At 73.0% G+C, this 14,318-nt stretch carries 14 protein-coding genes; 10 read left to right on the top strand and 4 right to left on the bottom strand.

Annotated elements, in window-relative coordinates; all coding sequences use genetic code 11:
- Positions 1-17: 17 nt before the first annotated feature.
- A complete protein-coding gene (locus WJM95_RS18855; RefSeq protein WP_339130889.1) occupies positions 18-431 on the bottom strand; it encodes a helix-turn-helix domain-containing protein in 414 nt (137 codons plus the stop codon).
- 91 nt (positions 432-522) lie between these two features.
- Between WJM95_RS18855 and WJM95_RS18850 the strand changes: the two genes are divergently transcribed.
- From WJM95_RS18850 to WJM95_RS18840, 3 genes are all read left to right on the top strand, one after another.
- On the top strand, positions 523-1,377 hold the full coding sequence (locus tag WJM95_RS18850) for an SDR family oxidoreductase (RefSeq protein WP_339130888.1): 855 nt from the start codon (positions 523-525) through the stop codon (positions 1,375-1,377).
- Between the two features lie 190 nt (positions 1,378-1,567).
- Entirely contained in the window at positions 1,568-2,620 is a 1,053-nt protein-coding gene (rarD, locus tag WJM95_RS18845; protein WP_339130887.1) for an EamA family transporter RarD, read from the top strand.
- Between the two features lie 153 nt (positions 2,621-2,773).
- A complete protein-coding gene (locus WJM95_RS18840; RefSeq protein ID WP_339130886.1) occupies positions 2,774-3,256 on the top strand; it encodes a VOC family protein in 483 nt (160 codons plus the stop codon).
- Positions 3,257-3,316: 60 nt separating this feature from the next.
- Here WJM95_RS18840 and WJM95_RS18835 read toward each other — a convergent pair whose 3' ends face one another.
- From WJM95_RS18835 to WJM95_RS18825, 3 genes are read right to left on the bottom strand one after another with little or no spacing between them, the layout of a single operon-like run.
- Complete coding sequence (locus tag WJM95_RS18835) at positions 3,317-5,662, bottom strand: hypothetical protein (protein ID WP_339130885.1); 2,346 nt, start codon at positions 5,660-5,662, stop codon at positions 3,317-3,319.
- Between the two features lie 8 nt (positions 5,663-5,670).
- Positions 5,671-6,426, bottom strand: a complete 756-nt coding sequence (locus WJM95_RS18830) for a hypothetical protein (RefSeq protein WP_339130884.1) — start codon at positions 6,424-6,426, stop codon at positions 5,671-5,673.
- 14 nt (positions 6,427-6,440) lie between these two features.
- The gene (locus tag WJM95_RS18825; RefSeq protein WP_339130883.1) at positions 6,441-7,475 is read right to left on the bottom strand and encodes a peptidoglycan DD-metalloendopeptidase family protein; all 1,035 of its coding nucleotides are present in this window, start codon (positions 7,473-7,475) and stop codon (positions 6,441-6,443) included.
- A gap of 171 nt (positions 7,476-7,646) precedes the next feature.
- Here WJM95_RS18825 and WJM95_RS18820 point away from each other — a divergent pair, with 171 nt between their 5' ends.
- The 7 genes from WJM95_RS18820 (at position 7,647) to WJM95_RS18790 (ending at position 14,261) form a co-directional block, all read left to right on the top strand.
- Complete coding sequence (locus WJM95_RS18820; protein WP_339130882.1) at positions 7,647-8,261, top strand: hypothetical protein; 615 nt, start codon at positions 7,647-7,649, stop codon at positions 8,259-8,261.
- Positions 8,258-8,515, top strand: coding sequence for a hypothetical protein (locus WJM95_RS18815; RefSeq protein ID WP_339130881.1), 258 nt, complete (start codon positions 8,258-8,260; stop codon positions 8,513-8,515). Before WJM95_RS18820 ends, WJM95_RS18815 begins: the two co-directional genes overlap by 4 nt.
- 339 nt (positions 8,516-8,854) lie before the next feature.
- On the top strand, positions 8,855-9,154 hold the full coding sequence (locus WJM95_RS18810) for a hypothetical protein (RefSeq protein ID WP_328554028.1): 300 nt from the start codon (positions 8,855-8,857) through the stop codon (positions 9,152-9,154).
- Between the two features lie 39 nt (positions 9,155-9,193).
- The gene (locus WJM95_RS18805; RefSeq protein WP_339130880.1) at positions 9,194-9,964 is read left to right on the top strand and encodes a hypothetical protein; all 771 of its coding nucleotides are present in this window, start codon (positions 9,194-9,196) and stop codon (positions 9,962-9,964) included.
- A gap of 1 nt (position 9,965) precedes the next feature.
- Positions 9,966-11,111 (top strand): hypothetical protein, encoded by a 1,146-nt coding sequence (locus WJM95_RS18800; RefSeq protein WP_339130879.1) that lies wholly within the window; start codon positions 9,966-9,968, stop codon positions 11,109-11,111.
- A 136-nt stretch (positions 11,112-11,247) separates the two neighbouring features.
- Positions 11,248-12,741 (top strand): SCO6880 family protein, encoded by a 1,494-nt coding sequence (locus tag WJM95_RS18795; RefSeq protein WP_339130878.1) that lies wholly within the window; start codon positions 11,248-11,250, stop codon positions 12,739-12,741.
- Positions 12,738-14,261 carry an ATP/GTP-binding protein gene (locus tag WJM95_RS18790; RefSeq protein ID WP_339130877.1) on the top strand — a complete coding sequence of 508 codons (1,524 nt, stop codon included), beginning with the start codon at positions 12,738-12,740 and terminating at the stop codon, positions 14,259-14,261. Before WJM95_RS18795 ends, WJM95_RS18790 begins: the two co-directional genes overlap by 4 nt.
- Positions 14,262-14,318 lie beyond the last annotated feature (57 nt).

Genomic DNA, 14,318 nt, shown 5'->3' with positions numbered 1-14,318 from the left:
CTCGTCCGCAGGCGGTTCTACGAGGCCCGGGGCGCGCGTCCCCGGGCTTCGTCGTACGCGCCGCGGGCTTTCTCGACGTCGGCCATGCGCTCACTGGTCCACAGGGCCAGCGACCGCACCTGCTCGGCGGCCTCGCGGCCCAGGTCGGTCAGGGAGTAGTCGACGCGCGGCGGGATGACCGGCTTGGCGTCGCGGTGGACGAGCCCGTCGCGCTCCAGGGTCTGGAGGGTCTGGGTGAGCATCTTCTCGCTGACCCCCTTCCCGACCCTTCCGATCGCCCGGCGCAGCTCGCTGAAGCGGTACGACCGCTCCAGCAGCTCGATCAGGACGAGGACGCCCCAACGACTGGTGACGTGTTCCAGGACCAGGCGGTAGGGGCACATCGCCTCACCGGCGTCGTACCCGTCCGCTGCCTTCATACTTACGGCCATGCCAGTACCTTACTTCAAGGTGGGTACTTTCCAACAGTTAGTGCAGCTCTTAGGGTGAGTGACATCCGCACCCCACAAGGAGATGTACGCCATGAGCATCGTCGTCACCGGAGCCACCGGACACCTCGGCCGTCACGTGGTCGAGCAGCTGCTGGAGAAGGTCCCCGCCGAGCAGATCACCGCCGTCGTGCGGGACGAGTCCAGGGCAGCCGACCTCGCGGCACGCGGTGTACGGCTCGCGGTCGCCGACTACAACACGCCCCGGACCTTCGACGGCCTGTTCTCGGCCGGTGACAAGGTGCTGCTGATCTCGGGCAACGAGTTCGACAAGGGCCGCGTGGAGCAGCACCGGGTCGTCATCGACGCGGCCAAGGCGGCCGGGGTCTCCCTGCTCGCCTACACCAGCGCCCCCGGCAGCCTGACGGCCGCGCTGGCCGACGACCACCGCGCCACCGAGGAGGTCCTGCTCGCCTCCGGACTGCCCTACTCGCTGCTGCGCAACGGCTGGTACCACGAGAACTACACCGAGAACCTCGCCCCGGTGCTCGCGCACGACGCCGTGGTCCAGGCCGCCGGGGAGGGCCGGATCGCCTCCGCCTCGCGCGCCGACTACGCGGCCGCCGCCGTCGCGGTGCTGACCGGCGAGGGCCACGAGAACACCACGTACGAGTTGAGCGGCGACCGGGCCTGGGGCTTCGCCGAGTACGCCGCCGAGCTGAGCCGGCAGACCGGCAAGGAGATCGCCTACAACCCCGTGTCGCCCGAGGTCTTCGCCTCGATCCTGACCGGCGCCGGGCTGCCCGAGGCCTTCGCCGGGATCCTCGCAGGCGTCGACGTCTCCATCGAGAAGGGCGAGCTGGCCGCCACCCCCGGCGACCTGTCCCGGCTCACCGGCCGCCCGACCACGCCGATCGCCGAGGCCGTCGCGGTGGCGCTGAAGGGCTGACGCCCCGGCGGCTCCGGGCGCACTCCCCCACACCCCCGCCTGTCATGACCGTATGGCGATACGGGCATGACAGGCGGGGGTGTCCGGCGCTACCTTCTTTCATGCTGCACGGAAGTTCCCCGACCTCACGGGGGCTACGGGGCGCGGGGCGCGACAGGCGTCCGAGGGACCGTGGGAGAAGGAGACGCCGGTGGCCGGGACGTCGAGGGGCGAGCAGCGCATAGGTCTGCTGAACGGCTTCGCGGCCTACGGGATGTGGGGGCTCGTCCCCCTGTTCTGGCCGTTGCTGAAGCCCGCCGGAGCCATCGAGATCCTCGCCCACCGGATGGTGTGGTCGCTGGCCGTGGTCGGTGTCCTGCTGCTGGTGATGCGGCGCTGGGCCTGGGCCGGCGAGCTGCTGCGGCAGCCGCGCAAACTGGGGCTGATCACGATCGCGGCGGCGGTCATCACCGTGAACTGGGGCGTCTACATCTGGGCGGTCAACTCCGGCCACGTCGTCGAGGCCTCGCTCGGCTACTTCATCAACCCCCTGGTCACCATCGCGATGGGCGTGCTGCTCCTCAAGGAGCGGCTGCGGCCGGTGCAGTGGACCGCCGTGGGCGTCGGCGCCGCCGCGGTCCTCGTCCTGACCATCGGCTACGGCCGCCCGCCGTGGATCTCGCTCTGCCTCGCGTTCTCCTTCGCCACGTACGGCCTGGTGAAGAAGAAGGTCAACCTCGGCGGCCTGGAGTCGCTCGCCGCCGAGAGCACGATCCAGTTCCTGCCCGCGCTGGCGTACCTGCTGTGGCTGGGCTCGCGGGGCGAGGCGACGTTCGCCGCGCAGGGTCCGGGGCACGGCGCGCTGCTCGCGGCGACCGGCGTGGTCACGGCGATCCCCCTGATCTGCTTCGGCGCCGCCGCGATCCGTGTGCCGCTGTCCACGCTGGGCCTGCTCCAGTACATGGCCCCCGTGTTCCAGTTCCTCCTCGGCATCTTCTACTTCCACGAGGCCATGCCGGCCGAGCGTTGGGCCGGGTTCGCGCTGGTGTGGCTCGCGCTCTCGCTCCTGACGTTCGACGCGCTGCGTGCCGCGCGGCGGGGTGCGCTGGCCCTGCGGCAGGCGGCCCGCGCGGCCGCCGGACCGGCCGCGGCCGCGAGTGTCCCCGCCGAGGCCGTCGCCCTGGCGGTCCCCGCCGAGGCCGCGGGCATCGCCGCCGATGCCGTCGCGTCCGCCGGGCCGGCCGGTTCGCACGGCACCGTCTAGCGGACGAGTGGACGAAGGGGCGGCCGCGCCGGGGATGACCCGGCGCGGCCGCCCCTTCGTGTCGTACGACCCGTACGACTTCCCGTACGACATGGGGACCGGCCCCGGCGAGTGACCTTGCCCGCCCGGTCGTGCAAGCACTATGAGTGGCCCATGACGCCGACTCCCGAGCCCGCGCCCGCAACCGCACCCGTCCACTGGAAGCTCGTCATCGACTCCGCCGATCCGCACGCGCAGGCCGACTTCTGGTCCGCCGCGCTCGGTTACACGGCCGAGGACAACAGCGCCCTCGTCGAGCGGCTGCTGAGCCTCGGCGCGCTTCCGGCCGAGGCCACCGTCGGCTTCCACGGCCGTCCGGCGTTCCGGGACCTGATCGCCGTACGGCATCCCGAGGACCCGTACGACCAGGAGAGCGGCACCGGCCTCGGGCGGCGGCTGCTGTTCCAGCGGGTTCCCGAGCCGAAGACGGAGAAGAACCGGCTCCACCTCGACCTGCACCCCGGCGAGGGCCGCCGCGCCGACGAGGTCGCGCGGCTGACGGCGCTCGGGGCGAGCGTGCTGCGCGAGGTGAGGGAACCGGCGGGGGCGTGGACCGTGATGACGGACCCCGAGGGGAACGAGTTCTGCGTCCACTGACGCCCTGCGCTCCCCCCTTCGGCGCTCGGCGCCCCCGGCTCCGTGCGGGGGCGCCGTTCCTCACTCGCCGTGGGCGCGGGGCGTCCGGGTGTACGGGTTCTCGGCCGCGACGCGGGCGCGTTCCGCGAGGCGGGCCATGCGGGTGCGGGCCGATTCGAGCTGTTCGAGGTCGTCGGCGGCGGGGCCGTCGTCGGCCGCGAGCTCGGTCCACAGTCCGATCAGATCGCGTCCCAGGTGCAGACCCTGGAGGGGGTCGCGGACGGCACGCCACGCGGCGGCCGCGCTCTGCACGTTGCCGTAGGCCGCACCGGTGTCGCGGTGGCGCCTGCGGACCCTCGCGAGGTCCAGCGACAGATGGAACGACCTGAGCGCGTCACCGGCCAAGTAGGCGATGTACGCGGTCAGTTCGCGCAGCTTCAGCACCTCGGGGTGTTCCTGGCCCAGCGAGTGGGCCGCCTCGGTGACCGCGCGCTCCGCCATGCCCGCGGCGGCCTCGATCCGGCCCATCTTCACGGCCTCGTTGATCCGCGCGACGGGCTCCGCGAGGAACGCCGACGCGGGGTCCCGTTCCGGGGCCGGCCCCTGGGGACCGGCCCCGAGGACCGCCTCGGCCACGGCGTCGAACCCGCGGGCGGGAGTGGGCTTCGGGTCCGGTTCCGGCTCAGGACCCAGCAGTGACAGGGCCTCCATCGCGGACACGGGCTTCCGCTCCGGAGCGGGAGCCTGCGCTTCGGGGGCGGGCGCCGACGCCGGGGCAGGGGCCTGTGCTTCGCGGGCGGGCTTCGGCTCCGGGGTGGCCCCGGTCACCGGAGCCGGGCCGAACGCGCCCGTCGGGGCGGACACCGCGGGGGCCGCCGACTCCGGCACCGCCCGCAGGACACGCGTCGACGCGGCCCCGGGCAACGGCCTCGGTTCCGGCACCGCCCGCAGCACGAAGGTGGACGGCGTGGGAGTACCGGGTGCGGCGGGCTGCTCGGCCGGGGGCGCCTGATCGGCTCCCGGGACGGAACCCTCGCCCGCCGGGCCGGTGCCGTCGGCAGGAAACACCGGCTCACCCATGGCCGCGGGAGCGGGCGCCGACGCGGGCACTTCCACGGAGGGAGCCGACAGCGCGGGCTGAGACTGCGGCAGCTGCGGCACGAACTCGGCGGTCACCGCGGGCTCGGACCGACGCACGGGCGCGGGCTGCGGCTCGGGGCGCATCGGCGGCTCGGGGCGCATCGGCGGCTCGGGCACCGGGTGCGGCACGTACTCCGCCTGCTCCGGCCCGCGGACCGGCGTCGGCCGCGACTCCGGGACGAGGGGCGGCTCCGGCACCGGATGCGGGACGAACTCCGCCGTCACCGCGGGTTCCGGCGCGGGCCGCGGCTGCGGAGCGAACTCCGGGCGCGCCGGCGGCTCGGGCGCGGGCCGCCCCGTGGGCGGGTGTACGGGCGCTGGTGCCGCCTCGGGCCTCGCCGCCGGGGTCGCGGGAACGCCACTCTCCGGTGCCCGAACCGGCCCTCCGGGTTCCGGCACCGCGCGCAGGACGTACGTCGCCTTGTCCCGGCGCGGAGCGGCCGGAGCGGGTGCCTCGGCGGACACCGGAACGGACGGGAGCGGAGCGGCCGGCTCCTCCGGGCGCCGCTGAGCCGGCGGCTGCGGTGGCCCCTGGACCGGCGCCTGCGGAACCTCGCCGGACGGGCGCCGCGGGTGCTCCAGCGCCGGGGACCGCGGGTGCTCCTGAGCCGGGGATCGCGGGTGCTCCTGAGCCGGGGATCGCGGGTGCTCCTCGGCCCCGTAGCCCGAGCGCTGTTCCTGAACGGGCGCCTGCGGGTGCCGGTCCGGAGCCTGCGGCTGCGGCCGGTGCTCCGGGGTCGCTCGCTGCGGGGCCCGGTGCTGTGCTCCCTGGTCCGGGGACTGGGGCCGCGGAGCCCGGTGCTGCGCGCCGCTGTCCGAGGCCCGGTGCTCCGGAGCCGCTTGCCGGGGAGCCCCGTGCTGTGTGCCGCCGCCCGGGGACTGGGGCGGGACAGGCTGGTGGTGGGCGGGGGGTGCCACGCGGACCGGTTCCGCCGTGTAGCGGCTGGAGCCGTCGACGTGCACCTGGAGCGGTACGACGTAGCCGATGCGTTCGTCGTGGATGCTGGCCAGGACCGGGTGACCGGTGGCGAGTGCGAGGCGGTGGAGGTAGCCCAGGATCGCGCCCTGGACCGTCTCGCCGTGCGCGGCCACGACCGGCATCCCGCCGACCGTGGCACAGCCCCGCGCCCCCGCGGCACCGGGCGCAGCGGCCCCCGCCACCGCGTCCGCGGACGCCGGTACGTGCACCTCGATCGGCGTCGTCCCCGCGGCCGGCTGCCCTCCGGCACCGGCCGCCGAGCGCTGCCGCTTGAGTTCCCGCTTCTGTTCGCGGCTGAGTCGAGACATCGGTTCCCTCACGAAGGGGTGATCGAGGACGGAGTCGGGGACGGCATCGAGGCCGGGGGCGACGATGAGAGCGCGGGCTCGGAGGGCGACGGCAGGGGCGGCGGGTCGGCCGCCTCCACGGTCGTCACCTCGGCGACGTGCCAGGGACGGCCGCCACCCGCCCGGGTGAGCTTGAGGTAGACGTTCGCGCGCGGACCCGTGCCCGTCCAGCCGTCACGGCCGTGGGCGGTGCCGTCCACGAACAGCGCTCGGTAGGCGAGGACCGCCGTGTCGGCGGGACCGTCGGCGTCGTCGTCCGCGGTCACCTTCACCGTGGTCCAGGCCCGGTGCCCGGCCCAGGAGTTCCACTCGGCGCCCGCCCCGCTCGCGGGGTGGTACGACCGTTCGGACGCGGCCTTGGCCGGGGTCAGCCAGCGGGCGGAACGCAGCATGGCGTCGTGGGGACCGTAGTCGTACTTCGTGTCATAGCCGTACGCCACCTCCGCCCACGCCTCCGATACTTCCGTAGCGTCCGTCCCGTCGACACCCGACGGGCTCGGCACGTGTGCGTCCGCGCCCAGCGCCCTGCCCGGAGGGAGGGACGCCTTCGGCGCCACGGACGGCACCGCGGAGGGCGACGAACCCGGAACGCCCACGTCTTCACGATGGTCCCGCAGGCCACAGCCCGTCAACGTCAGGATCCCGGTGACGGACACGACCGCCAGTGCGGCGAACCTCTTTCCGCGCGTCCGGGCACGGACCGCCGTCCCCCGTGTCGTCCTCATCCTCGCCTCCCTCCTCACTTCAGTCCCAGCCAGGGTGCCGGATCCACGTACGTGCCGTTCTGCTGAACCTCGAAGTGGGCGTGCGGCCCCGTCGAGTAGCCGGTGGAACCCACCTCGCCGACCTGCTGGCCGACCTGCACGTGCTGGCCCACGTGAACGCTGAGGCTCCGCATGTGGTTGTACGTCGTCGAGATCCTGTCCCCGTTGATGGTCCCGTGCGAGATGACCACACGGTTGCCGTATCCGTTGGACCAGCCCGCGAAGGTGACGGTGCCGTCCCGGGCCGCCCTGAACGGCGTACCCGCCGCGGCGCCGAAGTCGATGCCGGTGTGCAGCTTGTAGACGTGCAGGATCGGGTGCATGCGCATGCCGAACGGCGAGGTCACGGGCGGGTTTCCGGCGATCGGCATCGCCAGTTCCTGCCCGGCGGGGATCTTTCCCGGCGGATCGTCCACCGACGCGTACTTGGGTATCAGGGACTTGATGCGGGCGACGTAGTTCCGGGTCTCGGTGTACGGCGGCATGCCGTGGTACTGGTGGATCGCTCCGGGGCCCGCGTTGTAGGCGGCGAGCGCGAGGTCGAGCGTCTCACCGCTCGCCTCGCCGCGGTTCTTGTACCCCTCGACCGTCTTGGCGAGCGCGCAGTCGTAGCGGCCCTGGGCCATGATCGCGTCACCGGGGTCGAAGGGCGACGCCCGGCCGTTGCCGTCGTCGTCCCTGCCCCAGTTCGGCCAGGTCCCCGGCATGAACTGCGACAGCCCCTCGGCACCCACCGGAGAGCGGGCCTCGGGGTTCCAGCCCGACTCGGCCTCGATCTGCGCGGCGATGACGGCCGGCTTGATGACGTCGCACATGGCGCCCGCCTTGAGCACCCAGGGAACGTAACTCTGCGGCACGGAACCGTTCTTCAGGCCCCCGCCCGCACCCGGTCCCGGATCCTCCTCGCTCGACGCTCCGCTCACCGCGACCATCATGACCACCGGCATCATCACGGCGGCCAGACAGCCGCCGACGACCCAGGTCATGGTGGACCCGCCCCCGTTGGACATCGGCCCCCCTCAGCCTCATGTTCCGGTCGTGTACATGCAGTCGAGTCTCTCCGTTCCCACCCGATTCCCGCGTCACCGCGGCGTCACAGGCTCGTCCCAGGAACTCACGCCCCGTTACCCAACTCCCCCGCGCACCGGGAGGATCGGCGCACCGACGAGGGGAGAGGACCCATGCAGGGGATCGAGGGGGTGGCGGTGCGGGCCGACGCGGACGCGGCCGTGCGCGGGAGGGGCGGCGCGCTGCCGCACGAGCACGAGCCACGCGGGCCGGGCACACCGGACGGGCCCGGGATATGGATCCGCGGGGCGGTCCGAGAGGCGGAACAGCCGCCGCGGCGGTACGAGGAGGAGCGCCGACCCGCTCCGCGCGTACGGCAGTTCTCGTGGATAGCCACGCACGGCGGGGCCGGCTCCTCCACGCTCGCCACCGTCTTCGGCGGCCATGACGCGGGCCGCGACTGGCCCCGGCCGGACCGGGGCGAGCCGGCCTCGGTCCTGCTCGTCGGGCGTACGCACGCGGCGGGCCTGGACGCCGTGTCGCACACCTTGGACATCTTCCGCCGCGGCGACGCCCCGCCGGGACTCGACCTCGACGCCATCGTGCTGGTCGCGGACGCGCCCGGCCGGCTGCCGCGTCAACTCACCCAGCGCATCAAGGTGATCAACTCCGTCATCGACGTCTACCGGGTGCCGTGGATGCCCGCGTGGCGCACCGGCGACCTCGACGGACCGCTGCCGCGCGAGGCGGCCGCCCTGGCCCGGCTCACCGGAAGGACCGCGCCATGACCGCCCTGCACACGCTCGCCGCCACCCCGCTGGCCGTGCAGGCGGAGGTCACCCACCAGCTCGACTTCGTCCTCGGCATCATCGCCTGGCTCGTCACGGCCGCCGGTGTGGCGGGCCTGATGATCGTGGGCTCGCGGATGGCCCTGGCCGTCAAGTCAGGTGAGTTCGAAGAGCACTTGAACCAGTTCCTGATGGTGCTCGGCGCCTGTGTCATCGGCGCCACGGCGGGCCCGATCGTCGGTTTCGTCCTCTGACCCACGCCCGTACGTCTCCTGAGACACCATCTCATCTGATGGTGTCTCAGCTTTTTTCCGGGTCCCCCACCTCGTATTTCATGACGGTCTCTTCCCGTCTGTCACGGACACGTCACCGACAGGTGCTGGTCTCCCACATCGCTTGGCCTCGGCCCACGGAAGTCGCCAAGCTCACTGTGCACCGGGAAACACAGGGCGTCCCACGGATCCTCATCGCCCTCAAGTACCGCTCACGGCAAGCAGGTACCGCTCGTACCGAGCACGTGCCGCTCAGCTCCGGCGAGTTCCGCGGGCGTCCACGAAGGACGCGCGAGCCGCCGGCCATATCGGGGAGACAGCATGTTCAAGGCGATAGCAGCCCAGGCCCATCAGTACGTCTATCTGGCGGACGGGAAGATCCCCGACCCCAACCGTGACGCGCCGGGCGCGCTGACCGGCAAGGTCGACACCGTCCTCGGCATCCTCGCCTGGGCGGGCACCGCGGCGGGTGTCGCGGGCGTGCTCATCACCGGCGCCATGATGGCGATCTCGATGCGCCGCGGCGAGGGCTCCGAGCACATGGGCCGCCTCGGCATGGTGCTCGGCGGCTGTGTCCTGGTGGCCACCGCGGGCCCCGTCGTCACCTTCGTGTTCGCCTGACCGACGCCCTGTCAGAGCCTGAGCGAAGGGAGCGCAACCATGCTGAACTCCGGTCGGCCCCAAGGGGGCAGCGGGGAGTGGGAACAGCCGTTCTGGCAGCAGCGGGGCTGGATCCTGTCGGCCGGCTTCCTGCTGGTGCTGCTCGTGCTCGCCGGTTTCACGATGATCGGCGGAGGCGGCCGGGCACCGGCGAACGCGTCGGGCGACGACAGGACCGTCCCGTCCGCGGACACGGACCGGGACCGCGGCGGCCGGCCGGACACCCGCCCCGCCGGCTGCCGCACCGACGACAGCGACCAGGCCAAGCCCACCCGGGCCCCGAAGGACTTCACGTGGAAGGCCGACGGAACGGGCCTGGTGCCGGTCTCCAGGACGACGGGCCCGCTCACGTTCGACGGACCGGTCTGGTCCTGCTTCGCCCACACGCCGATGGGCTCCGTCATGGCCGCCCACTCCATCACCGACCATCTGAGCTACCCGGGCTGGCGGAAGGTCGTCGACCGGCAGGTCGTCCCCGGCGCGGGTCGCGACGCACTCGTCGCGACCCGTACGGCGGCGGGCGACAGGCCGACCTCGGGCGAACCCGACGGGGGCGGCTACGCGGGCTTCACCGTCCTGTCGTACGACAAGGAGAAGTCGACCGTGATGTTCGTCGTCCGGGTCCCCGGCAAGAACGCCTACGGCACCGCCTCGGTGACGCTGCGCTGGCTGGACGGCGACTGGAAGATCGCGCCCGACGCCGACGGGACCGTCTATTCGGGCATGTCGCAGATCAGCGGCACCAAGGGCTTCGTCACCTGGGAGGTGTGAGATGTCGTGTTCCTGGCGTGTGTACGACTGCGTGATCAGCGAGGTCGGGACGCAGCTCACCGACAGTGCCGTCGTGGCCTTCGCCAAGGCGATCGGCGACGCGACCGCGGCCGTGCTCAAGGCGCTCAACGGCGTATGGATGCACGTCGACGTGGGAGACGCCTCCGGGCCCATCGCCAAGATCGACGGGGAGGTGGACTGGCTCGTCGGCTACGTGGCCGTGGCCTCGCTGCTGATCGCGGCGATCCGCATGGCCCTGGAGCGCAAGGGCCAGCCGATGAAGCAGGCGTTCCTGGGGATGTGGAAGGTCATCCTCGTCGGCGCGGTCGCCGTGCCGGTGGTCCTGGCGCTCACCAAGGCCTCCGACCTGTACGCGCAGGAGGTGTACGACAAGTCCGACCTCGGCGACAAGGCGTCGACGATGCTCGGGGTGCTGACCCTCGACCAGCCGGGCCTCATCCTCATCTTCGGCCTGCTGGTGATGCTGTCGAGCTTCGTGCAGATCTGTCTGATGTACATCCGCATCGGCGTCATGATCATGCTCGTCGGCACGCTGCCGCTGGCCGCCGTCTCCTCCATGACCGGATGGGGCGAGGGCTGGTGGAAGAAGCACATCGGCTGGCTCGCGGCCTGGCTGCTGTACAAACCGGCGGCCGCGCTGATCATCTACTCGGCCACGTCGATGACGGACGGCACCAAGAACCTCGACCAGACCATCGCCGGCCTGGGCATGTTGATCATGGCGGTGTTCGCCCTCCCGGCCCTGCTCAAGCTGATCGTTCCGGCGACGGCGGCGCTCGGCGGCACCTCGGGCGGCACGGTCACCCTGAACGCGGTCAACAACGTCGCCACCGGAGCCGTCAGCATCGCCGCGGGCGGTGCCGGCGGAGGCGGCGGGGGCGCCGCCGGTCCCCAGGGCTCGCCCTCCGCGGGCGCCGGCGCTCCGGCGAGCGGTGGCGCGGGTGCGGCCGGAGGCGCCGGTGGCGCGGCGGCGGCGGGCGGCGCGGCCGCCGCGGGCGCGGCCACGGGCGGCGCGACCCTCGCCGTGCAGGCCGCCGCGGTCGCCGTGCAGACCGGCGTCGCGGCGGCGAGCGAAGTGGCCAACTCCCTGAACGACAACGACGGGATGAAGGGCCACAACCAATAGCGGCCACGAGGCCGAGGAGCCACGGCGCTCAGCGGGTTCCGGGGCGGCGCACGAGTCACCGTCTCCGGGCGGGCCGCCGCCCCGGAACCCCACCCCAGTCACGCATCCAGCGCTTCGAGCCGGAAGAAGGAACCCCATGTCCACCGACGCCATGACGCGTCCCACGTACGGGAACTGGCGCAGGCCCCGCCGTCCCGGACTCGGTCCGCTGGGTCTGCTCGGCACCGTCGTCGCCTTCGGCGGACTGCTGGTGGCGCTGCTGGCCTCCCTGGTGTCGCTGACGGCCGCGATCGTCGTCCTCGTACCGGTCGGGCTCTTCCTCGCCCCGCTGGCCCTGCGCACGGTCGACGGACGCAACGTCTACCAGGTCCTCGCGATCCGCGTCGGCTGGACGCGGCGCAGGTCCTCCGGCTCGCACACGTATCTCTCCGGGCCGCTGTCCAAGCGCCCCGGCGGCCGCTACCAGCCGCCGGGACTGCTCGCGCGCACCCGGATGCACGAGGGCCGCGACGCCTACAACCGTCCCTTCGGCGTGCTGCACCACCCGGGCCGCGGTCTGTACACGGTGGTCCTGGCCTGTGAACCCGACGGCGGTTCGCTGGTCGACCCCTCCCAGATCGACATCTGGGTGGCCTCCTGGGGCGACTGGCTCGCGCGGCTCTCGCACGAACCGGGCCTGCGCGGCGCCCAGGTCGTCGTGGAGACCGCCCCCGACACCGGGACCCGGCTCGCGGCCGAGGTGCTCCCCCGGATCGCCCCCGACGCGCCGGCCGCCGCACGCGCCGTGATGGAGGAGGTCGTCGAGCGCTACCCGTCGGCGTCCTCCGAGATGCACACGTACATCGCCCTGACCTACGGTCCGACGGGCGGCCCCAAGCGCGGCACGGACGACATCGTCACCGACCTGTCGATGCGGCTGCCCGGCCTGCTGTCCGGGCTGGTCGCGGCGGGCGGCGGCAGCGCCTACCCGCTGGCGGCCGACCGGCTCGCCGAGATCGTCCGGGTCGCGTACGACCCCGCCATCGCGCCCGATGTGCTCAGCGCCCGCGCCGAGCACGCCGAGACCGGGGTGGAGTGGGCCGACGCCGGCCCGGCCGCGGCCGTGGAGACCGTCACCTCGTACAAGCACGACTCGGGGGTCTCGCGCACCTGGATGCTGACCCTCGCGCCGCGCGGCACCGTCCGTTCCAGTGTGCTGCGCGGGCTCCTCGAACCGGCTCCGGGCACCCGGCGCAAGCGGGTCTCCCTGATCTACCGGCCCATCGACCCGGCGACCTCGGCCCGCATCGTCGAGTCCGACCGGCGCACCGCGCACTTCATGGCGGGCTCGCGGCGCGGTCTCGTCCAGGCGCGGGCCAGTTCCGAGATGCAGGCCGCCGAGCAGACCGCGGCCGAGGAGGCGGCGGGCGCGGGGCTCGTGGAGTTCTCGCTGATGGTGACGGTCACCGTGGACGGCGAGGAGCAGTTGCAGGACGCGGGCATCACCGTGCGCAACCTCCAGGCCTCCTCCCGCATCCTGATGCGCCCCGCCGACCGGATGCAGGCCGCGGCCTTCACCTGCACGCTGCCGGTCGGTCTGCTCCCGTGGGAGCACACCCTCGTTCCGTACCAGATCAGGGAGGCACTGTGAGCAGGCGGCAGGCGCAGGGGAACCCGGTCACCGCGCCGCCGCGCGGCTGGTACGGCCCCGCGGGCGGCCAGGTCGGGCACGTCGACCCGCCCGCCCTGTGGCGCGCGACCACCGTGCAGGCCTGCGGGCTGTGGCCGTTCACGGCCGGCTCCGGCGCGCCGATGACCGGTGTCCCGCTCGGGCAGCATCTGCACACCGGGGCGACCGTGTGCGGCGATCCCATCTCCTGGTTCACCCGGGCCCGTTACATCTCCAACCCCTCGCTCTTCATGCTCGGCATGCCCGGTCTCGGCAAGTCCACCCTGGTCAACCGCATGCTCATCGGCATGTCGGCGACGGGCATCACGCCGCTGGTCCTCGGCGACCTCAAGCCCGACTACGCCGACACCGTACGGGCGCTCGGCGGCCAGGTGATCTCCATCGGGCGCGGGGTCGGCGGCATCAACGTCCTCGACCCGGGCGCGATGGGCGAGGCGGCGGCCCGGATCGGCGGCGAGCGCGGCCGGATCCTGGCCGCGGAGGCGCACGGCCGGGTCCTGAACATGGTCGCGGCGCTCATCACCATCGTGCGCGGGCGTCCGATGGACGACCACGAGCAGTCGGTGCTGTCCGCCTGTCTGCACCACCTGGCGGAGCGTACGAAGCCGGGGCGCGCGCCGCTCCTGCCGGATCTGCTGAAGGTGCTGGACGAGGGTCCGGACCGGGTCCGCGCGGTGACGCTGGACCGTGGGAACGAGGCCCGCTACCAGGAGGCCGTCGACCCGCTGCACCGCTCGCTCCTCGGTGTGCTCGACGGCCCGCTCGGCGACACCTTCGCCAGCGAGACCTCCACCCGGATCAACCCGGCGTCGCCCGCGGTCTGCGTGGACATCTCCCGGATCGGCGAGGCCGACACCCAGCTGACGGCGGCCGCGATGCTCGCGGCCTGGTCGGACGGGCTCGGTACGGTCGCCGCGGCGCACGCGCTCGCCGACGCCGGACTCGCCCCGCAGCGCTGGTTCTTCACCGTCCTCGACGAGCTGTGGCGCCCGCTGCGGGCCGCCTCCGGCATCGTGGAGCGGATCGACGCGCTGACCCGTCTGAACCGGTCGCTCGGCCTCGGCGACGCGAAGATCACTCACACGCTGAAGGACGCCGAGGCCCTCGGCAGCGAGTCCGACCGCGCGAAGGCGCGGGGCTTCGTGGAGCGGGCGGGCATGGTCGTCTGCGCCGGGCTCCCGCGCTCGGAGATGCGGGAACTCGGCGAGATCGTCGGCATGTCCGAGCGCGAGATCGAACTCGTGTCGTCCTGGTCGTCCCCGCCCGGCTGGGCCAGCACCGGCGGCAACGAGGAGCCGCCCGGACGCGGACGCTTCCTGATCAAGGTGGGCGGCCGTCCCGGCATCCCGATCAAGGTGTCCATCACGGACACCGAACGGGCCCTGCACAACACGAACACCCGCTGGTCGGAGGCGAACAAACCGTCCCTGTACAAGGCTTCCGGCCCGTCCGGGGGAAGTTCTGGCCCGTCCAACGTCTGAGGACGAGGGCCGAATTTCCAGCCCGTCCGGCGTTTGAGGACCCGCGCGGAGCGCGGC

The organism is Streptomyces sp. f51 (assembly GCF_037940415.1).
In the GTDB taxonomy this organism is placed as follows: Bacteria; Actinomycetota; Actinomycetes; order Streptomycetales; family Streptomycetaceae; genus Streptomyces.
The sequence above is the reverse complement of the archived record's forward strand: the minus strand, read 5'-3'. Positions and strand labels throughout refer to the sequence as shown.